The sequence below is a fragment of the Ancalomicrobiaceae bacterium S20 genome, from assembly GCA_040269895.1.
GTDB classification, from domain to species: Bacteria; Pseudomonadota; Alphaproteobacteria; order Rhizobiales; family Ancalomicrobiaceae; genus Methyloraptor; species Methyloraptor flagellatus.
Map to the genome: position 1 here is coordinate 805581 of CP158568.1, position 18953 is coordinate 824533.

Annotated in this window: 22 protein-coding genes; 7 read left to right on the forward strand and 15 right to left on the reverse strand. The window is 67.7% G+C overall.

What is annotated here, in order from left to right:
* The first annotated feature begins 108 nt into the window (after window positions 1-108).
* Together ABS361_03790 and ABS361_03795 are read left to right on the forward strand one after the other, a co-directional pair.
* Window positions 109-681 (forward strand): Fur family transcriptional regulator, encoded by a 573-nt coding sequence (locus ABS361_03790; protein ID XBY45416.1) that lies wholly within the window; start codon window positions 109-111, stop codon window positions 679-681.
* A gap of 56 nt (window positions 682-737) precedes the next feature.
* Window positions 738-1598 carry a DMT family transporter gene (locus ABS361_03795; GenBank protein ID XBY45417.1) on the forward strand — a complete coding sequence of 287 codons (861 nt, stop codon included), beginning with the start codon at window positions 738-740 and terminating at the stop codon, window positions 1596-1598.
* Between the two features lie 91 nt (window positions 1599-1689).
* Here ABS361_03795 and grxD read toward each other — a convergent pair whose 3' ends face one another.
* From grxD to purC, 10 genes are all read right to left on the reverse strand, one after another.
* A complete protein-coding gene (gene grxD, locus ABS361_03800; GenBank protein ID XBY45418.1) occupies window positions 1690-2025 on the reverse strand; it encodes a Grx4 family monothiol glutaredoxin in 336 nt (111 codons plus the stop codon).
* Between the two features lie 46 nt (window positions 2026-2071).
* Window positions 2072-2335, reverse strand: coding sequence for a hypothetical protein (locus tag ABS361_03805; GenBank protein XBY45419.1), 264 nt, complete (start codon window positions 2333-2335; stop codon window positions 2072-2074).
* A 10-nt stretch (window positions 2336-2345) separates the two neighbouring features.
* Window positions 2346-2579: a BolA family transcriptional regulator gene (locus ABS361_03810; GenBank protein XBY45420.1), complete on the reverse strand. Its 234-nt coding sequence runs from the start codon at window positions 2577-2579 to the stop codon at window positions 2346-2348.
* A 97-nt stretch (window positions 2580-2676) separates the two neighbouring features.
* Entirely contained in the window at window positions 2677-4884 is a 2208-nt protein-coding gene (gene purL, locus ABS361_03815; GenBank protein ID XBY45421.1) for a phosphoribosylformylglycinamidine synthase subunit PurL, read from the reverse strand.
* Between the two features lie 192 nt (window positions 4885-5076).
* Window positions 5077-5604: a hypothetical protein gene (locus ABS361_03820; protein ID XBY45422.1), complete on the reverse strand. Its 528-nt coding sequence runs from the start codon at window positions 5602-5604 to the stop codon at window positions 5077-5079.
* Window positions 5605-5718: 114 nt separating this feature from the next.
* Window positions 5719-6408 (reverse strand): phosphoribosylformylglycinamidine synthase subunit PurQ, encoded by a 690-nt coding sequence (purQ, locus tag ABS361_03825; protein XBY45423.1) that lies wholly within the window; start codon window positions 6406-6408, stop codon window positions 5719-5721.
* 68 nt (window positions 6409-6476) lie between these two features.
* Window positions 6477-6719, reverse strand: coding sequence for a phosphoribosylformylglycinamidine synthase subunit PurS (purS, locus tag ABS361_03830; GenBank protein ID XBY45424.1), 243 nt, complete (start codon window positions 6717-6719; stop codon window positions 6477-6479).
* Between the two features lie 30 nt (window positions 6720-6749).
* Complete coding sequence (locus ABS361_03835) at window positions 6750-7169, reverse strand: type II toxin-antitoxin system VapC family toxin (GenBank protein ID XBY45425.1); 420 nt, start codon at window positions 7167-7169, stop codon at window positions 6750-6752.
* The gene (locus ABS361_03840) at window positions 7170-7466 is read right to left on the reverse strand and encodes a hypothetical protein (GenBank protein XBY45426.1); all 297 of its coding nucleotides are present in this window, start codon (window positions 7464-7466) and stop codon (window positions 7170-7172) included. It abuts the gene before it with no gap.
* 129 nt (window positions 7467-7595) lie between these two features.
* Window positions 7596-8393, reverse strand: coding sequence for a phosphoribosylaminoimidazolesuccinocarboxamide synthase (gene purC, locus ABS361_03845; protein ID XBY45427.1), 798 nt, complete (start codon window positions 8391-8393; stop codon window positions 7596-7598).
* Window positions 8394-8752: 359 nt separating this feature from the next.
* On the opposite strand from purC, the gene ABS361_03850 reads away from it, so the two are divergent.
* Both ABS361_03850 and ABS361_03855 read left to right on the forward strand, forming a co-directional pair.
* Window positions 8753-9076 (forward strand): DUF1476 domain-containing protein, encoded by a 324-nt coding sequence (locus ABS361_03850; protein ID XBY45428.1) that lies wholly within the window; start codon window positions 8753-8755, stop codon window positions 9074-9076.
* Window positions 9077-9297: 221 nt separating this feature from the next.
* Complete coding sequence (locus tag ABS361_03855; protein XBY45429.1) at window positions 9298-10101, forward strand: aldolase/citrate lyase family protein; 804 nt, start codon at window positions 9298-9300, stop codon at window positions 10099-10101.
* Window positions 10102-10198: 97 nt separating this feature from the next.
* On the opposite strand, the gene ABS361_03860 is transcribed toward ABS361_03855, so the two are convergent.
* The 4 genes from ABS361_03860 to purB all read right to left on the reverse strand — a co-directional run bounded on the left by ABS361_03860 (window position 10199) and on the right by purB (window position 13239).
* A complete protein-coding gene (locus ABS361_03860; GenBank protein ID XBY45430.1) occupies window positions 10199-11026 on the reverse strand; it encodes a sterol desaturase family protein in 828 nt (275 codons plus the stop codon).
* A 142-nt stretch (window positions 11027-11168) separates the two neighbouring features.
* Window positions 11169-11600 (reverse strand): type II toxin-antitoxin system VapC family toxin, encoded by a 432-nt coding sequence (locus ABS361_03865; protein ID XBY45431.1) that lies wholly within the window; start codon window positions 11598-11600, stop codon window positions 11169-11171.
* Window positions 11600-11848 (reverse strand): type II toxin-antitoxin system prevent-host-death family antitoxin, encoded by a 249-nt coding sequence (locus ABS361_03870; protein ID XBY45432.1) that lies wholly within the window; start codon window positions 11846-11848, stop codon window positions 11600-11602. The genes ABS361_03865 and ABS361_03870 overlap by 1 nt, the downstream gene beginning before the upstream one ends.
* 62 nt (window positions 11849-11910) lie before the next feature.
* On the reverse strand, window positions 11911-13239 hold the full coding sequence (purB, locus tag ABS361_03875) for an adenylosuccinate lyase (GenBank protein XBY45433.1): 1329 nt from the start codon (window positions 13237-13239) through the stop codon (window positions 11911-11913).
* A 308-nt stretch (window positions 13240-13547) separates the two neighbouring features.
* Here purB and ABS361_03880 point away from each other — a divergent pair, with 308 nt between their 5' ends.
* Both ABS361_03880 and ABS361_03885 read left to right on the forward strand, forming a co-directional pair.
* Window positions 13548-14792 (forward strand): FAD-dependent oxidoreductase, encoded by a 1245-nt coding sequence (locus ABS361_03880; protein XBY45434.1) that lies wholly within the window; start codon window positions 13548-13550, stop codon window positions 14790-14792.
* 62 nt (window positions 14793-14854) lie between these two features.
* Complete coding sequence (locus ABS361_03885) at window positions 14855-15457, forward strand: DUF4893 domain-containing protein (GenBank protein ID XBY45435.1); 603 nt, start codon at window positions 14855-14857, stop codon at window positions 15455-15457.
* A gap of 48 nt (window positions 15458-15505) precedes the next feature.
* On the opposite strand, the gene ABS361_03890 is transcribed toward ABS361_03885, so the two are convergent.
* Window positions 15506-15985 (reverse strand): Lrp/AsnC family transcriptional regulator, encoded by a 480-nt coding sequence (locus ABS361_03890; protein ID XBY45436.1) that lies wholly within the window; start codon window positions 15983-15985, stop codon window positions 15506-15508.
* 178 nt (window positions 15986-16163) lie between these two features.
* Here ABS361_03890 and ABS361_03895 point away from each other — a divergent pair, with 178 nt between their 5' ends.
* Window positions 16164-18950, forward strand: coding sequence for an indolepyruvate ferredoxin oxidoreductase family protein (locus tag ABS361_03895; protein XBY45437.1), 2787 nt, complete (start codon window positions 16164-16166; stop codon window positions 18948-18950).
* Window positions 18951-18953 lie beyond the last annotated feature (3 nt).

The window sequence follows — 18953 nt, forward strand, 5'->3', positions numbered from 1 at the left end:
GAGGGTGACGAGGGACGCCCGATCGCCTATCTTCAGGGGCAGAACCGCTTCTGGACGCCCGGTCTCAGCGCGCTTGATCGCGTGGACGGCGTCGTTTTCGAGGAACCCATGGCTCGTCCCCGTTCCGGCACCGACGAGGCCGTTCTGCAGGTGTTGCAGGACGCCGGTACGCCGCTCACCGCCTATCAGGTGCTCGCGGCGCTGAAGACCGAGGGCGTGCAATCGCCGCCGGTCGTCTATCGCGCGCTCGACCGGCTGGAGAAGGCCGGTCAGGTCCATCGCCTGGAGCGGTTGAACGCCTATTTCGTCTGCCATGGCCATCATGCCGGGGAGACGGGCGTCGTCTTCGCGATCTGCTCGAACTGCAAGCGGGTCGAGGAGTGGAACGTCGAGGCCGTCGACGTCGCGCTCGCCCGCGCGGCCGAGACGATGGGCTTCGCCGTCGAAGGCCGCACGATCGAGCTGCGCGGCCTGTGCGCGGCCTGTCGCGGCCTCGCCGAGGCGACCGACGGACCGTCGTGCTGCGGCGTCCACGGCGAGCACGAGGGCGGCCACAGCCATCCCCACGATCACGGGCACCAGCACCAGAATCACGGCCACCAGGATCACGGGAACCACGAACACGGGAAACGCGCCGCCGGCGGGGCGGCCAGGGCGACGGGCCGGGGCGACCGGCATTGACGACCAGCGGCTCGGAACACGGCGCGCGCGGATTGCCGCCCGCGGCGATCGCCACGATGCTGGTGTTGACGGCGACCTGGGGCATTCAGTTGTCGCTGGTCAAAATCGCACTGCCGGAGCTCTCGGCGATCATGCAATCGCTGATCCGAGCCGTGCTTTCGACGGCGCTCCTGTCGATCTACATGATCGCGCGCGGCGAATCGCTGCTGGGCAGCCCGGCGGAACGGCCTGCCGGCGTGATCGTCGGCGTGTTGTTCGCACTGGAGTTCCTGCTGCTGTTCGTCGGGCTCGGGCATACGACGGCGGCGCGCGGCGTGGTGTTCTTCTACACGATGCCGTTCTTCGTCGCGGCCGGCGCCTGGCTGTTTCTGAAGGCGGAGCGCCTGCGACCGCTGCAATGGCTCGGGCTCGCGGTCGCGTTCGGCGGTGTCGCCTTTGCCTTCGCGGACGGCCTTCGGGCAGGGAGCGGCGCACCGACCTTGTTCGGTGACACGCTGATGATCGGCGCCGCCATCGCCTGGGCCGCGACGACCATCGTGCTCAAGAGCAGCCCGCTCGCCGCCGCGCCGGCGACGCGCGTGCTCTGGTATCAGCTCGCCCTGTCGATCCCGGTGTCCGCGCTCGCCGCCGCGGCGGCCGGCGAGGGGATGCCGGCCTGGCAGGTCTCCGCGACGACCCTGGCCATCGTGGTGTTCCAGAGCGTCTGGGTCGCCTTCGTCACCTATCTGGTCTGGTTCGCGCTGATCCAGCGCCACTCGGCCTCGGTCCTGTCGACGTTCTCGTTTCTGACGCCGCTGTTCGGTGTCGCGGCCGGGCACTTCATCCTCGGCGAGACGATCGGCTGGACGCTCGGCATGGCGCTGGGGCTTGTGATCGCCGGGCTCGTGCTGGTCAACCGTCGGCCGAGACGCGGTTGACGCGATCCTGCCGAGCAGGGCAGCAAAACGAAACCGGCGCCGTGCGGGCCGCACGACGCCGGTCGAAATGTCTTGCCGATGGCGGATCGGATCAGGCGGTCGTCTCGCGGACCGCGACGCCGGCGTCCTTGAAGTGGGTCTGCAGCTCGCCCGCCTGGAACATCTCGCGGACGATATCGCAGCCGCCGACGAACTCGCCCTTGACGTAGAGCTGCGGGATGGTCGGCCAATTGGCGTAGTCCTTGATGCCCTGGCGCAGGGCGTCGGACTCCAGCACGTTGATGCCCTTGTAGGGCACGCCGAGGTAGTCGAGGATCTGCACGACCTGACCGGAGAACCCGCACATCGGGAACTGCGGCGTGCCCTTCATGAAGAGCACCACGTCGTTGGTCTTCACTTCGTTGTCGATGAAGCTATGCGCGTCCATGGCTCGTTCCTTTCGTCTCGCCGGGGTCAAGGCCCGGCAGCCGGGATTACGGACTTGGGCGGTCGTCGGGACTGGCATCCAGCCGCTCGACGATCTCCTCGATCTTCAGTTGCAGTCGGATCGACTCGTTCATCCGGGTCAGCATCTGATTCTCGATCAGCACCAGATCGCTCTTCAACTCGTTCGTGTTGCGCTCCAGCCTGCCAAGGCGTGTTTCTTGCCGTTCCAGCACCTCTCGCACGCCCTCGAGCTCCCTCTTGATGTCGCGGAGCAGCCGATGGCTGGCAACATCAGTCTCGGTCGTGCTCATCGGGGGGCCCTTATTTAGGCGCGCTCGTCTGCAGGGCGAGGGCGTGGAGATCGCCGCCCATCTTGCCGCGCAGCGCCTGATAGACAAGCTGGTGCTGTTGCACACGTGTCTTGCCGGTGAAGGCGGACGACACGACCTCGGCCGCGTAGTGGTCGCCGTCGCCGGCGAGGTCGCGGATCGTCACGACGGCGTCCGGCAGCGCCTCCCGGATCATGGCTTCGATCTCGCGTGCGTCCATCGCCATGGGGCGGCTTCCCTCCGGGTTCGTTCGACTGTCTGCGATCGACTGTCTGCGGTCCGACGATCCGCGATCCCGCTTGGCCGAGATCGCGGACCCTTCGTCAGGCGGCGCTCATGAAGGCCGGGAACCAGCCCTCGTGCGCCGACTTCAGATCCTTCAGAGATATGGAGAACAGATCCGTCACCGTCAAATCCGTGCCGCCGACATTTCCGAGCATGGAGACAGGCATCGCCGCCATGGCGGCCTCGACCAGGATGCGCGAAGCCTCCTCGGGCGTGGCCGTGATGACGTAGCGGGCCTGATCCTCGCCGAACAGATAGGCATGCGGGGCGACCGAGGTCTCAGGCAGGGCGAGGCGTGCGCCCTTGGCCCCGGCCATGGCCATCTCGGCGAGGCCGATCGCCAGACCGCCGTCGGAGAGATCGTGCACGGCGGTGACGCGGCCGGACCGGATCAACTCGCGGATGAAGTCGCCGGTCTTCTTCTCGGCCTCGAGATCGACCGGCGGCGGGGCGCCTTCCTCGCGGCCTTCGATCTCGCGCAGGAACACCGAGGCGCCGAGCCAGCCGGCGGTCTCGCCGACCAGAATCACCGCGTCGCCGTCGTTGCGGAAGCCGAGGCCGACGGTCTTGGTGACGTCCGGCAGCAGGCCGACGCCGCCGATCGCCGGCGTCGGCAGGATCGCCTCGCCGTTGGTCTCGTTGTAGAGGCTGACGTTGCCCGAGACGACGGGGAAGTCGAGCGTGCGGCAGGCCTCGCCGATGCCGCGGATGCAGCCGACGAACTGGCCCATGATCTCCGGACGCTCCGGATTGCCGAAGTTCAGGTTGTCGGTCACCGCGAGTGGCGTGGCGCCGACGGCGGTCAGGTTGCGCCAGGCCTCGGCGATCGCCTGCTTGCCGCCCTGATAGGGATCGGCCTCGCAGTAGCGGGGCGTGACGTCGCAGGTGAAGGCGAGGCCCTTCGGCGTGCCTTCGACGCGCACCACGCCGGCGTCGCCGCCCGGATGCTGGATCGTGTTGCCCTGGATGTAATGGTCGTACTGCTCGACCACCCAGCGGCGCGACGACAGGTCCGGCGAGCCGACCAGCTTCAGGAGCGCGGCGGCATAATCGGCCGGCGGCGCGATGTCGGCGGCCAGCACGATCGGCCGCTTCGGCGTCTCGACCCAGGGGCGGTCGTACTCCGGCGCCTTGTCGCCGAGCTCCTTGATCGGCAGGTCGGCCATGACCTCGCCCTGGTGCTTGACGACGAAGCGCAGCGTGTCCGTGGTGTAGCCGACGATCGCGAAATCGAGGCCCCACTTGCGGAACACCGCCTCGGCCTCCGCCTCCTTCTCCGGGTGCAGCACCATGAGCATGCGCTCCTGGCTCTCGGAGAGCATCATCTCGTAGGCGGTCATGCCCGGCTCGCGGCAGGGCACCTTGTCGAGGTCGAGTTCGAGGCCGAGATCGCCCTTGGCGCCCATCTCGACCGCCGAGCAGGTGAGCCCCGCCGCGCCCATGTCCTGGATCGCGATCACGGCGCCGGTCTTCATCAGCTCGAGGCAGGCTTCGAGCAGCAGCTTCTCGGAGAAGGGGTCGCCGACCTGCACGGTCGGGCGCTTCTCCTCGGAATTCTCGCCGAACTCGGCCGAGGCCATGGTCGCGCCGTGGATGCCGTCGCGGCCGGTCTTGGAGCCGAGATAGACGACCGGCATGCCGACGCCCTTGGCCTCGGACAGGAAGATCTTGTCGGTGTCGAGCAGGCCGGCGGCGAAGGCGTTGACGAGGCAGTTGCCGTTGTAGCGCGGGTGGAAGTTCACCTCGCCGCCGACGGTCGGCACGCCGAAGGAATTGCCGTAGCCGCCGACGCCGGCGACCACGCCGCCGACGATGTGGCGGGTGCGCGGATGGTCGGGCGAGCCGAAGCGCAGCGCGTTCATGGCCGCGACCGGGCGCGCGCCCATGGTGAAGACGTCGCGCAGGATGCCTCCGACGCCGGTCGCCGCGCCCTGATAGGGCTCGATATAGGAAGGATGGTTGTGGCTCTCCATCTTGAAGGCCACGGCCTGGCCGTCGCCGATGTCGACGACGCCGGCGTTCTCGCCCGGGCCGACGAGCACGCGCGGACCGGTGGTCGGCAGCGTCTTCAGCCACTTCTTCGAGGACTTGTACGAGCAGTGCTCGTTCCACATGGCCGAGAAGATGCCGAGCTCGGTCAGCGTCGGCTCGCGGCCGATCAGATCCAGGATCCGCTGATATTCGTCGGGCTTCAGCCCGTGGTCGCGGACGAGTTCGGGCGTGATGGCGATGTCGTTCTTCAGCATTCCCGGCCTTCTCGTGTGGTCACGGAACGTCGGGCTTCTTTTGCGCCGAAAGGGGGGGAGGGGGCAAGGGGCGCGGCGCTGTTTTCCGCCGCGCTGGGCCGGCATGCGTGGGCGCGGCCATCGGAGTGGTCGTCGACGCGGATCCGTGCGCTCCCCGACCGCCGGTTGGAGGCGGTCGGGGAGTGGTTGCGATCACTGGCTCGTGAACGGATAGGCGTAACCGCTCTGGCTGCAGTCGACGGAGTAGCCGGACCCGTCAGCGTTGAGCGTGACCGTCCAGTTGGTCGTTGCCGACTGGGTCTTGTCGGTCGAGGTGCGCCACGCACAGGAAGACGCATAGCCGCGGGTCGAGCTGCTGCAGTAGTTCGCGAGCGGGTTTGCCGTGCAGTTGTTGCCGCTGCCGGTCAGGAGCAGCGACTGGCACGCCGACGTCAGAGTAACGCTCATCGTATTCGGGATGCAGATGACCTGTCCCATGTTCTTGGGCGAGCTCGTCTGCTTCTCAGAGTTCTTGCAAGGATTGCTGTTGGTCGTCGTGCAGACGGTCGGATCCGCGAGGAAATCCGTCGTCTGGATCGCTGCCTTCACTGACTTGTTGGAAAAACCCGTCTCCGTCAACGTGATGTAGGTCTCCTGACCATCGATCGCGTGCGAGATCGACGAGCCGCCCAGCACAAGACCGGCAGCTATTCCCGTCATGATAGCGAAATTGAGTTTCATTGTCGGCCTCCCCATTGGCAAGCCGAGGCTAACACTCACCGTCTCTTGATCGCAATGGGTGTGTCTAAGTAAAATTTTTTATCAACGGTGGCATTTGGTTCGAGCCTCATTCGCTCAACCGATCGCGCGAACGAGGCTCTCGAAGAAGCCGCGGCCGTCGGTGCAGCCCTGGATCGGCTCCACGTAGTTCTCGGGGTGGGGCATCATGCCGAGCACGTTGCCCTTGTCGTTCAGGATGCCGGCGATGTGGTTGATCGAGCCGTTCGGGTCGGCAACCGCCGTCGTCTCGCCGTTCTCGTCGCAATAGCGCGCGACGACCCGGCCCTCGCCCTCCAGGCGCTTGATCGTCTCGGCGTCGGCGAAATAGTTGCCCTCGCCGTGGGCGACCGGGGTGCGCACGACCTGGCCGGCCGTGTAGGCGCCGGTGAAGGCGGTGTCGGCGTTCTCGATGCGCAGGCGCACTTCCTTGCAGACGAACTTCAGCGAGGCGTTGCGCATCAGCGCGCCCGGCAGCAGGCCGGCCTCGGTGATGATCTGGAAGCCGTTGCAGACGCCGAGCACGTAGCGGCCCTGGCCGGCATGGGCGTGCACGGCCGGCATGATCGGCGAGCGCGCGGCGATGGCGCCGCAGCGCAGGTAGTCGCCGTAGGAGAAGCCGCCCGGCACGACCACGAGGTCGACGTCCGGCAGCTCCGTATCGCCGTGCCAGACCATGTGCGGCTTGACGCCCGACACGGTCTCCAGCGCGTGGGCCATGTCGCGTTCGCGGTTGATGCCGGGGAAGACGACGACGGCGGACTTCATGGGCGGATCCTCGAATGCGCGTCACATGGCATCGGCAGGCAGAAGGGCGATGGGGCGAGGCGCCGGCCTCAGCCGACCAGCTCGATGCGGTAGTTCTCGATCACCGTGTTGGCGATCAGCTTCTCGCACATCGCCTTGAGCTGCGCCTCGGCGGCGGCCTTGTCGACGGTCTTGAGCGCGACCTCGAAATACTTGCCCTGGCGGACTTCCTCGACGCCCTCGAAGCCGAGGGTGCCGAGCGCGCCTTCGATCGCCTTGCCCTGCGGGTCGAGCACGCCGGTCTTCAGGGTCACGGTGATGCGGGCTTTCATGGGCAGATCCTCGAGGCCGGGGAGAGGGCGTCACGCGAAGACGGCGACACCTTCGTCTGCCGCGGCGCGTAGCATGGCGCGGTCGAGTGAGGCAAGGGTCGCCTTGGTCCGGAGCGCGAGTTCGAGGTATGCGGCGTCGTAGACGGTGAGGCCATGGCGCTGGGCGAGGGTCGTCGCGGCCAGTGTGGCGCGGAGGCTTGCCGGCTCGCAGGTCACCGCCAGAGCAGCCACGTCGTCGAGGATCGGCGCAATTTCCTCCGCCTGGAGGCGGTTGCGACGTAGGGCCACGACCAGCGTGTTGGCGATTTCCGCCCACCATTGGCTCGGCGCCAAGCCACTGCCCTGTCGGATCTGTTCGAAAACGCGAAACGCCAGCGCACGATCGTCGCGGTTCTCGTCCCGCAGGCTCCCGGCGATGACGATCGACGCGTCGACGACGACGATGGTCATTCAGCGGCGCCCCTCCCGAATCCACGCGAGAATCTCGTCGGTGGTCACGCTTGCGCCCATGGCATCGGACCTTGCCCGCATCCGCTCGATCGCCACGCGCCGACGTTCCATCTCGGCTGCGTCGGGCGCGGGCGGGATTTCGAGCGGCGCGTGTTGCGCAGGAGCAGGCGCGGTCGCGGTCACCGTGCCGAGCTCGCGGCCGTCGCCCGTGAGCGCGATCTCGGCGCCGCTCTCCGCTGCCGCAATGACCGCCCGTGCGATCTCGGCCGGCAGTTCGATCGTGACGCGCTTGTTCATGCGATGGCTCCGGACAAAAACAGCCCCGGACAAACGATGAGGCGCGCCGGTTAGAACCGGCGCGCCTCACGATATCACATCTGTCGGTCCGACGGGCCCGAGGGCACGTCAGGCCTCCATGGGCCAGGGTCACTGCACCAGCGTCGGGCCCGGACCGGCGGAGCGCTCGTTGTCGTTCAGGATGCCGAGACGGCGCGCGACCTCCTGATAGGCTTCGAGCATGCCGCCGAGATCGCGGCGGAAGCGATCCTTGTCGAGCTTGTCGCCCGAGGAGGCATCCCACAGGCGGCAGCTGTCCGGCGAGATCTCGTCGGCGACGACGATCCGCATCATGTCGCCTTCCCAGAGGCGGCCGAATTCGAGCTTGAAGTCGACCAGCCGGATGCCGACGCCGAGGAAGAGGCCGGACAGGAAGTCGTTGACGCGGATGGCGAGCGCCATGATGTCGTCGATGTCCTGCGGGCTCGCCCAGCCGAAGGCGGTGATGTGCTCCTCGGAGACCATCGGGTCACCGAGCTCGTCGTTCTTGTAGTAGAACTCGATGATCGAGCGGGGGAGCTGCGTGCCCTCCGGAATGCCGAGCTTCGTCGACAGCGAGCCGGCGGCGACATTGCGCACGACGACCTCGAGCGGGATGATCTCCACTTCGCGGATCAGCTGCTCACGCATGTTGAGCCGCTTGATGAAGTGGGTCGGAACGCCGAGCGAGTTGAGCTGCGTGAAGATGTACTCGGAGATCCGGTTGTTGAGCACGCCCTTGCCGTCGATGACCGCATGCTTCTTGTTGTTGAAGGCGGTCGCGTCATCCTTGAAGTGCTGGATGAGCGTGCCCGGCTCCGGCCCCTCGTAGAGGATCTTGGCCTTGCCTTCGTAGATGCGCCGACGTCGATTCATGGGGACGTACCGTGGTCTGAAGAGAAAATCCATGAAGCCTGAGGTCTCCGGAGGGTCGTGATCATGGACTTCGGACGTCCGGACGGTGTCACTCCGGTCCGGACCGGAACCCCGGCGAAGGAATACGCGCGGGCCGTTGGAATCGTCCACCGAGCCCGCGCGTCCATTCGCACACTATCCGATAGAGCCCGGTTCCACAATGCCGCGGCATTGATCGTGGCTCTGTTCCGCCGAAATCCGGCCGTCGATCCCTGATCGAGGTGAATGGTCTTGTCCGTGCAGTCCGATCGCGCTGCGCCGCAGTGCGCTTTCCGCTGCGTTTGGTCTGGCCAGACCTGCCTGTCAGGCCCATATAGGTTGTCGTCGGGTCGTTTGACAGGAGTTTCCTGCCCATGACGTCTATGGACCAACGTGAAGAAGCCTTCGAACGCAAGTTCGCTCATGACGAGGAGTTGCGGTTCAAGGCGACCGCGCGCCGCAACAAGCTGCTCGGCCTCTGGGCCGCGCAGAAGATGGGGCTCTCGCCGGAGAAGGCCGAGGAATACGCGAAGGAGGTCGTTCGCGCCGATTTCGAGGAGGCGGGCGACGAGGACGTCTTCCGCAAGATCCGGGCGGATTTCGACGCCGCCAAGGTCGAACAGTCCGATCATCAGATCCGGCGCACGATGGAGGAACTGCTGGCGGTCGCCGCCGAGCAGATCAAGACCGCCGGGTGACGAGACGAGGCGCGCGCCACCGCTGGTCGCGCGCGCCGTTCCCCGCCTGCACGCGCCGGGGGCCGGGCAGGTGGATCTCCGGGCACTTGGATCCCTGGGCGCGTGGATCTCGGGACACGGCTGCCCCTTGCGTGCGAGGGGTCGACCGCCGCCCTCGGACCATGCTTTCCTCCACCGACGACACCCGGCGATCAAGCCGGGGACAGGTCCGGAGGAAACGCATGTCCTATACCGCCGCGATCGGCGCTGCTCCCGCCTTCGACGCGTTCGCCCTCGCTACCCGTTTGCGGGCCGGCGGACATGCGACCATCGCCTGGGTCGGCAATCCGGAGCCGCTGGTTGCGGAGGCGATCGCGCGATCGGCCTTCGACGCCGTCACCCTCGACATGCAGCACGGGCTCGCGGACACCGCCTCGGTGATGCGCGGCATCACGGCCGTCGCCGGAGCCGGCAAGCCCTCGATCGTCCGCGTCCCGGTCGGCGATTTCGCGATGGCGAGCCGGGCGCTCGACTTCGGGGCGAGCGGCGTCATCGCGCCAATGATCAACACGGTCGCCGATGCCCGCGCCTTCGCCGATTTCATGAAATACCCGCCGCTCGGCCGCCGCAGCTGGGGGCCGACGCGGGCGATGACGCTCGCCGGCGTCGACGACGCGCAGCATTACCTGAAGAGCGCCAACGCCGGCACGCTGGCGCTCGCCATGATCGAGACGCGCGAGGCCCTGGACAACCTCGAGGCCATCCTTGACGTCGAAGGCATCGACGGCGTGTTCATCGGCCCGTCCGACCTGTCGCTGACACTCTCGGGCGGCGCCTTCGTCGACCAGCATCATCCGATCATCGACGAACCGGTGCGCCGGGTCGTCGCCGCGGCGTCGGCGCGAGGCAAGATCGCGGCGATCTTCGGCGGCGCGCCGGAACGGGCGCGGGCGATGCGCGATCTCGGCTTCCGCCTCGTCTCGCTCGGCATCGATCCGGCCTACACGACGCTCGGCTGCGACACGATGTTGAAGGCGATGGGCTGAAGGCGACGGGCTGAGTCGCTGCCGCTCGACCACCGCATCGTTCAAACGAAAACGGGGCCGTTTCGGCCCCGCAGGTCGTTCGCGCATTTCCCGCGGTTCAGCGGGTTTCGGGGCGCTCCGACGCCGGCGGTTCGACCGCGCCGCTCGCCGGCGTCGTTACCGTCTCGAATCGCTTGACCGTCTCGTCGTAGCGCGGATGCAGCGTGCCCATCAGCCGGTCCCAGAACGAGAAGGAATGGGCATAGTTGTAGCGGAAATAGCCGTGGTGCTGATCGTGGAACACGGTCGAGGCGAAGGGCCAGGGCGTGCGGCCCATCGGCGAGGCGAAGTGCTCGTAACCGGCGTGGCCGAGCATGCCGGAGATCTGGTCGTAGATCTTCTCGGCGACGAGCACCGGCCACGGGATCGGGATCACGAAGACGATCAGGAAATAGAAGCTCTGGTTCAGGATCGCCTCGACCAGCGTCTCGTGGTGGTTGGTCCAGACGGTCGGGGCGACGCTCTTGTGGTGCAGCGCGTGGAAGCGATAGAGCGGCTTCCAGTGCAGGAGCCGGTGCAGCCAGTAGAACCAGGCATCGTAGAGCAGCACGGACGCCGCAAGCGTCAGCGGCACCGACCACCAGGTGATCGGCAGCGGCGTCAGCGCCCAGCCCTGTCCTTGCGCGAACAGGCCGCCCGAGAAGCACAGCGCGATCACGCCGATCGAGCCGGGAGCGTATTTGAGTTCGCCCCACTTGTTCTCGTTGGTGCGGTGGATCTGGATGCGGCGCTCGGGATGGCGCGCGTTCATGATCTCGAAAAAGGCGCCGGTGACGAGCCCGATCACCACGATCGAGGCGACCACGAGCGCGAACAGGGCGAGGAATTCGGTCCAGCCCGCGCCGGGCCGAAGCGCGGCGCCGGCGGTCTCGATCCAGGTCAGCATGGGGAACTCCAGCCTCGAATGCGTTTGCGGCGGACACTAGTGGCGTGTGTGCGCCGCCACAAGCCGCGATACTGCGGAGGTGGGGCGGTTCGATGGCCAGAGGTGTCGCAAATGCGTGTTCGCATTCGGCAACACGAAGTTGTCAGCCGATCGTCCAGAGTTCGACGCCGATTTCGGCTGCGGCGCGTGCCAGCTGGCGGTCGAAAGTCGCCAGCGCACATTTTTCCGTCTGAGCGAGATGCAGGTAGGCCGCATCATAGGCCGAGAGGCCGGTTTTACGGGCGAGCCGAGCGATGGCGGCGGCTTCGATCGTGTCGGCGGCGAGAATCCGCACCGGCAATCGCAACAAGGCCATCAATGCACGCTCGCCGGCAGCAGCCTGCGCCAGCGTGTTGAATACCTTTCGGACCAGGACATTGGCAATTTCGAGCGGCCAGATCGCAGGAACCAGCGCGCCGCGATGGCGGATGGCGTCGATGACGGCGGCGGCGGTCCGCTCGTCTTCGTTCGGAGCCACCATGGCAAGCGCGACACTGGCGTCCAGGACAAGCTCGCGGCCGCCGTCCGATGCCATCACCGCCGACCCTCGTCGCGAAGGACGCGGATCTCCTCGGTCGTCAGGGTGACGTTCGATGCTGCAAGGGCATCCCGGGCGGCGGTGATTTCCCGTGCGATCTCGCCGAAGTCGTCAACCGCGACAGCGGGAACGAGCCTCGCGACCGGGCGACCGTGACGGGTTATCACCACTTCCTCGCCACGCACGACATGGTCGAGCAGCGCGGAGAGCTTGTTTTTCGCTTCGAGCGTTCCGACCGTAATCATTTCTGGCCTCAAATCTGGCTAGAAAATAGCCCGGCAGGCCTCGGTTGACAAGGACAATGGCCTCACGCGTCGCCGAACACGCGGCGGAAGATCGTGTCGACGTGCTTCAGGTGATAGCCGAGGTCGAACTTCTCGCGGATCTCGGCCTCCGACAGCGCGGCGCGGACTTCCGGGTCGCCGAGCAGCTCGGTCAGGAAGTCGACGGTCGCCGTGCCGGACTTCTGGTAGCTGTCCCACACCTTCATGGCGTTGCGCTGGACCAGCCGGTAGGCGTCCTCGCGGCTCACGCCCTTCTGGGTCAGCGCCAAGAGGATGCGCTGCGAGTGCACGAGGCCGCCGAGGCGGTCCATGTTGAGGCTCATGCGCTCGGGATAGATCACCAGCTTCTCGACCACGCCGGCGAGGCGGTTCAGCGCGAAATCGAGCGTGACGGTCGCGTCCGGACCGATCATGCGCTCGACCGAGGAATGCGAGATGTCGCGCTCGTGCCAGAGCGCGACGTTCTCCATCGCCGGCATTGCATAGGAGCGCACCATGCGGGCGAGACCGGTCAGGTTTTCGGTCAGCACTGGGTTGCGCTTGTGCGGCATGGCCGACGAGCCTTTCTGGCCCGGCGAGAAATACTCCTCGGCCTCGAGCACTTCCGTCCGCTGCAGATGGCGGATCTCCACCGCGAGGCGCTCCACCGACGAGGCGACGACGCCGAGCACGGCGAAGAACATCGCGTGGCGGTCGCGCGGGATGACCTGGGTCGAGACCGGCTCGACCGCGAGGCCCATCTTCTCGGCGACGTAGTCTTCGACGCGCGGATCGATGTTGGCGAAGGTGCCGACCGCTCCGGAGATCGCGCAGGTGGCGATCTCCTGGCGGGCGAACACCAGCCGGGCGCGGGCGCGGGAGAACTCGGCGAAGGCTTCCGCGAGCTTCAGGCCGAAGGTGACCGGCTCGGCGTGGATGCCGTGGCTGCGGCCGATGGTCGGGGTCAGCTTGTGCTCGAAGGCGCGGGTCTTCAGCGCGGCGAGCACGCGGTCGACGTCGGCGATCAGCAGATCGGCGGCGCGGACGAGCTGGACGCTCAGGCAGGTGTCGAGCACGTCCGAGGAGGTCATGCCCTGGTGCACAAAGCGCGCCTCGGGGCCGACGATTTCCGCCAGATGGGTCAGGAAGGCGATGACGTCGTGCTTGGTGACGCGCTCGATCTCGTCGATGCGGTCGACGTCGAAGGTCGCATCCTTGGCCATCGCCCAGATCTTGGCGGCCGCATCCTTCGGCACGACGCCGATCTCGGCCAGCGCGTCGGTCGCATGCGCCTCGATCTCGAACCAGATCCGGAACCGGGTCTGCGGCTCCCAGATGGCGGTCATCTCGGGGCGGGAATAGCGCGGGATCATCGGCGGGCCTCGGACAGGTTCGGGCGGCGGGGGCGGGCGAGCGGGTTCGGCGGACGAGCGTCGCCGGCGCCGCCCGCGCATTACCAGAGCGTCGCCCTCGCGACAATCCGGAGCGCGTCGCCCTCGCGACAATGCGGAACGGCGGCGGGCGCTAGGCTGCGATGCGCGACGGTCCGGCGCCCGCGCCGCGGCACGGCTGCGCTTACGCATCTTTGCCGACATGCGCGGGAGCGGTTGCCGGCGCCGCGGCGGCGACGCATGATCCGGTCCGCTTCGTCCCTTTGCCTTTCCTGTCCGGGAGTTGTCCCTTGTCTTCCATCGACGTGATCGCCCTCGGCGCCGGTATGGTCGGCGTGTCGGCCGCCCTCCAGCTGACGCGGCGCGGCCGCAAGGTCGTGCTGGTCGATCGCCGCGAGCCGGGGCAGGAGACGAGCTTCGGGAACGCCGGCATTCTCGAGCGCGAAGGCCTGGTGCCGACCGGCTTCCCGCGCGAGCTCTCCGCGCTGCTGCGCTACGGGCTCAATCTGGCGCCGGAGGCGAACTACCGGCTGCGCGACCTGCCGGGGCTCGCGTCCTGGCTCTGGGCGTTCCGCAAGCACTCGACCGACGCGGCGGCGGAAGCCTATGCCGCGGCGAACGATGCGCTATGCCGGGAGGGCATCGCCGAGCACCGGCTGCTCAGCGCCGAGGCCGGGGCCGATCGGCTGTTCCGCGAGACCGGCTGGATCCGGCTCTACCGCACCCCGCAGGGCTTTGCCGGCACGAAACTCCTGCTCGCGCTGTCGGATCGCTACGGGGTCAAGTACCAGCACCTGACGACCAAGGAACTGACCGACCTCGAGCCGCATATCGCCGCCGACAAGGTCTTCGAGGCCTTGCGTTTTCCCGAGACGCAGTCGGTCTCCTGGCCCGAGGCGGTGACGCGCGCCTATGCCGACCTGTTCCTCAAGCTCGGCGGCCGGTTCGTGACCGGCGAGGCGCAGTCGCTGCGCCAGACCGAGACCGGCTGGGCGGTCAATACGGCCGAGGGCGAGATCGCGGCGCCCGAGGTCGTGCTCGCGCTCGGACCGTGGTCGGCGGAACTGGCCGCGAAGTTCGGCTATCGCTTCCCGCTCGCCTCCAAGCGCGGCTACCACGTGCATTACGGCTCCGAGGGCAATGCCGTCCTCAACGCGCCGGTGGTCGATTGCGAGCGCGGCTATGTGCTGGCGCCGATGGAGAAGGGCATCCGGCTCACGACCGGCATCGAGATCGCCGATCGCGATGCGCCGCCGAACTACCGGCAGCTCAACCAGCTCGACCAGATTGCGCGCGAGATGTTCCCGCTCGCCGAGGAACGGGCGCCGCGCTGGCTCGGCCGGCGCCCGGCGATGCCCGACCACCTGCCGGTGCTCGGCCCGGCGCCGCGCCACCGCGGCCTGTGGTTCGACTTCGGCCACGGCCATCTCGGCTTCACGCAAGGGCCGGTCTCGGGCCGGCTGCTCGCCGACATGATGACCGGGGCGCAACCCTTCCTCGACGTCTCCGCGTTGAAGCCGACGCGCTTCGTCTGAACCGGGCCTCGAGGCCCGGTGCGGTCGCGCATCGACGGACATTGCGAACGGGGAGGGTGTTCATGAAGCGGATCGTGGTCGCGCTGGTGCTCGGGCTGACGGTGCCTGGGCTGGTGGTCGGCGCCGCGCCTTCGGCTCGGGCCGACAGCAGCTATCTCGAGGACAACGTCTCGAAGGCCGATCGCGATCGGCTGGAGCGGTTCGAGGCGGCGCGGACCGCCGGGCTCGCCGAGGCGCGGGCCGGCGGCGCGCCGGCGGATCTCTCGGTGCTCGATCAGGTGCTTGCGGGCAAGCCGCAGTCGCTGCGCGAGGGCGACATCCGCGGCAAGTATCGCTGCCGGACCATCAAGCTCGGCGGCCAGCCGCCGCTGACCATCTACGGCTGGTTCGATTGCGTGCTCGGCGAGGACGATCTCGGCTACAGGCTCGACAAGACCACCGGTTCGCAGCGTTTCTCCGGCCATTTCATCGACGACACCGACACGTCGATGATCTTCTGGGGCGCCAATTACGTGCAGGGCGAGAAGCCCCGCCGCTACGGCGCCGATGCCGACCAGAACAGCGTCGGCCGGCTGGTGAAGCTCGGCCCGAAGCGGCTCAGGCTCGAACTGCCCTGGCCGAAGTTCGAATCCAAGTTCGACATCATCGAGCTGGTGAAGCCCTGAAGCCGGCCGCTGCCGGCCGGCGGGCGCCGCGCCCGTCGGTCGGGAGGCTCAGCCTTCGCGGAGCGGCAGGCTCGGCGTGTCCTTGACCGTGTTGACCACGATGCGCGACTGCACGTCGCTGACCAGATTGTTGTTGAGCAGCTTGTTCCGGAGAAAGGCGTCGTAGGTCTTGATGTCCTCGGCGACGACCTTGATCAGATAGTCGACCGCCCCGGTGATCCGCTCGCAGGTGACGACTTCGGGCCAGCGCGTCACCAGCCGGTCGAACTCCTCCATGTTCTCGCGCGACGGCAGCGCGAGTTTCACGAAAGCGTAGGACACGAAGCCGAGACCGACCGCTTCGCGGTCGACGTGGGCCGCGATCTGCGTGATGATACCGCTCTCCTTCAGCCGCTTGATCCGGCGCCAGCACGGCGTCTGGCTCATGCCGGCCTCGCGCGCGACATCGGCGATGGCGAGCGAGGCGTCGCGCTGCAGGATGCGCAGGATGCGGATGTCGCCGGCGTCGAGATGGATCTTTTCGCTCATGGGTCCGTTTCGAGAAGAAAATCACGGCTAAAATGGATTGTAGCGGGACAATAGCACGGAAATCGCCCGAAACGAGGAGCATCATCATACCATAGGCCGATGGCTGGCCGGCGGCCGACGCGAAGCTCGGGGACGGCGAGTGCGTCGGCGGGGCAGCCGATCGCGAGGAGGATCGCCGATGACGCATGTCGCCCGGAACATCGATCTCGCGGACAAGTACACGCTCGAACAGGGACGAGCGTATCTGACCGGCATCCAGGCGCTGGTCCGGGTCGGCTTCGACCGCATCCGCCTCGATCGCCGGGCCGGCCTCAAGACCGGCGGCTTCATCTCCGGCTACCGCGGCTCGCCGCTCGGCGGCTACGACCAGCAGCTCCAGTCGGCCCGCACGCTGCTCCGCGCCCACGACATCGTGTTCCAGCCGGGCGTCAACGAGGAGCTCGCGGCCGCGGCGGTCTGGGGCACGCAGAAGGTCGATCTCGCGGGCCAGGGCTCCACGCATCAGGGCGTGTTCGGCATCTGGTACGGCAAGGCGCCGGGCGTCGATCGCTCGGGCGACGTGTTCCGCCATGCCAACGCCTCCGGCACCGCGCGGCTCGGCGGGTGCCTCGCCATCGCCGGCGACGACCACCTTGCGAAATCCTCGACGGTCGCCTGCCAGTCGGAACTGACCTTCGCCGATCTCGAAATGCCGGTTCTGAACCCGGCCGATCTGCAGGACGTGCTCGACTACGGTCTGCACGGGCTCGAGCTGTCGCGCTGGTCCGGGCTCTGGACCGCGATGATCGCGCTCGCCGATACGATGGATTCCTCCGGCATCATCAACGTCGACCTCGACCGCCACGTATTCAATCGGCCGCTCGACGTCGCCGATCCGCGTGGGGACAGCGACCTCAACAAGAAGATCTTTCTCGCCAACCGGCTCGAATTCGAAGTCTCTGTGCGCGAGAGGCGGCTCCCGGCCGCGCAGGGGTACGCTCGGGCCAACGGGCTCGACGGCGTGCGCTTCGGCTCGCGCCGGCCGCGCATCGGGCTGGTCGCGACCGGCAAGGCCTATCGCGACCTGCGGCAGGCGCTCGACATCATCGGCATCGACGAGGCGCGCGCCCGCGAGATCGGCCTTGCGATCTACAAGGTGGCGATGAGCTGGCCCATTGAGCCGAACGGCATCGCCGCCTTCGCGCGCGGGCTGGAAAAGCTGGTCGTGGTCGAGCACAAGCGCGGCTTCATGGAGCCGCAGATCAAGGACATCCTGTTCCATTGGCCGGAGCACATGCGCCCGGAGGTCTGGGGCAAGACGACGCCGAAGGGCGCGCCGTTCCTCGCCTCGGTGCGCGAACTGTCCTCGGCCGACATCGTGCCGGCGCTGCTCGCGGTCATTCCCGAGGCGCAGCAGGGCGAGGACATGCGCGCTGCGGCGCGGCGGCTCGTCGAACAGTCGGTGTTCGCCGCCGGCCACGCGACCGACGCGCGCCGCTCGCCCTACTTCTGCTCGGGCTGCCCGCATTCGTCCTCGACGAAGACACCCGAAGGCAGTCGCGCCATGCCGGGCATCGGCTGTCACGCGATGGCTGAAATCGCCGAGCGCGCGACCGACGGCGTGGTGGCGATGGGGGGCGAGGGCGTGCCCTGGATCGGCCAGCAGCCGTTCTCCAAGGACGGCCACATGTTTGCCAACCTCGGCGACGGCACGTTCTACCATTCCGGCAGCCTCGCGATTCGCCAGGCGGTCGCGGCCAAGGCGCATATCACCTACAAGATCCTCTACAATGACGCGGTCGCGATGACCGGCGGCCAGGTCCACGACGGCCCGCTCAGCCCGCAGAAGATCGCCGCGCTGGTGCGCGCGGAGGGCGTCGAGCGCATCGTCGTCGTCACCGACGAACCCGAGCGCTATGACGGCGCCAACGGCCTGCCGGCCTTCGTCACCGTGCATCATCGCGACGAACTGATGCCGGTGCAGAAGGACCTCGCGGCCTATCCGGGCGTCTCGGTCATGATCTACGACCAGACCTGCGCGGCGGAAAAGCGCCGACGGCGCAAGAAGGGGCATTACCCGGATCCGGCGACGCGGCTGTTCGTCAACGACCGCGTCTGCGAGGACTGCGGCGACTGCTCGGTGCAGTCGAACTGCGTCTCGGTCGAGCCGATCGAGACGGATTTCGGCCGCAAGCGGCACATCAACCAGTCGAGCTGCAACAAGGATTTCTCTTGCGTTTCGGGCTTCTGCCCGTCGTTCGTCTGGGTCGACGGCGCGGGCCCGCGCAAGGCGGCCGGGCGGCTCGATGCGCATGATCTGCTCGCCGGGCTGGCCGATCCGGCGATCGCGCCGCTCGAGCGAACGCTGAACCTGCTCATCACCGGCATCGGCGGCAACGGCGTCACGACGGTCGCGGCCGTGCTGGCGATGGCCGCGCATGTCGACGGCATCGAGACGCTGACGCTCGACATGACCGGGCTCGCGCAGAAGGGCGGCCCGGTGACGAGCCATGTCCGCTTCGCCGCACCCGGTCGCGAGATCGAGGGGCCGCGCGTGCCGCTCGCCTCGCTCGACGTGCTGATCGCGGCCGACATGCTGGTCGCGGCCGGCGGCGAGACGCTGGCGATGACACATCGCGACCGCACCCGCACCGTCGCCAACGGCCGGGTCGCGCCGTCGGCGGAATTCGTGCTGCGCCAGACCCAGTCGTTCGAGGCGGCGAAGCTCGCGCGCACACTCGGCGAGGCCTCGCTCGGCTTCGATGCCTTCGACGCGGCCGGCATCGCCGAGCAGCTGTTCGGCGATGCGATCTACGCCAACATGATGCTGATCGGCTACGCGCTGCAGAAGGGCCTGCTGCCGGTCTCGCCGCTCGGCATCGAGACGGCGATCCGGCTGAACGGCGCGTCCGTTGCGCAGAACATCGCCGCGGTCGCGGCGGGCGCGCGCTCGCCGCCGATCCGGCGCGGATCGAGCGGCTGGTGAAGC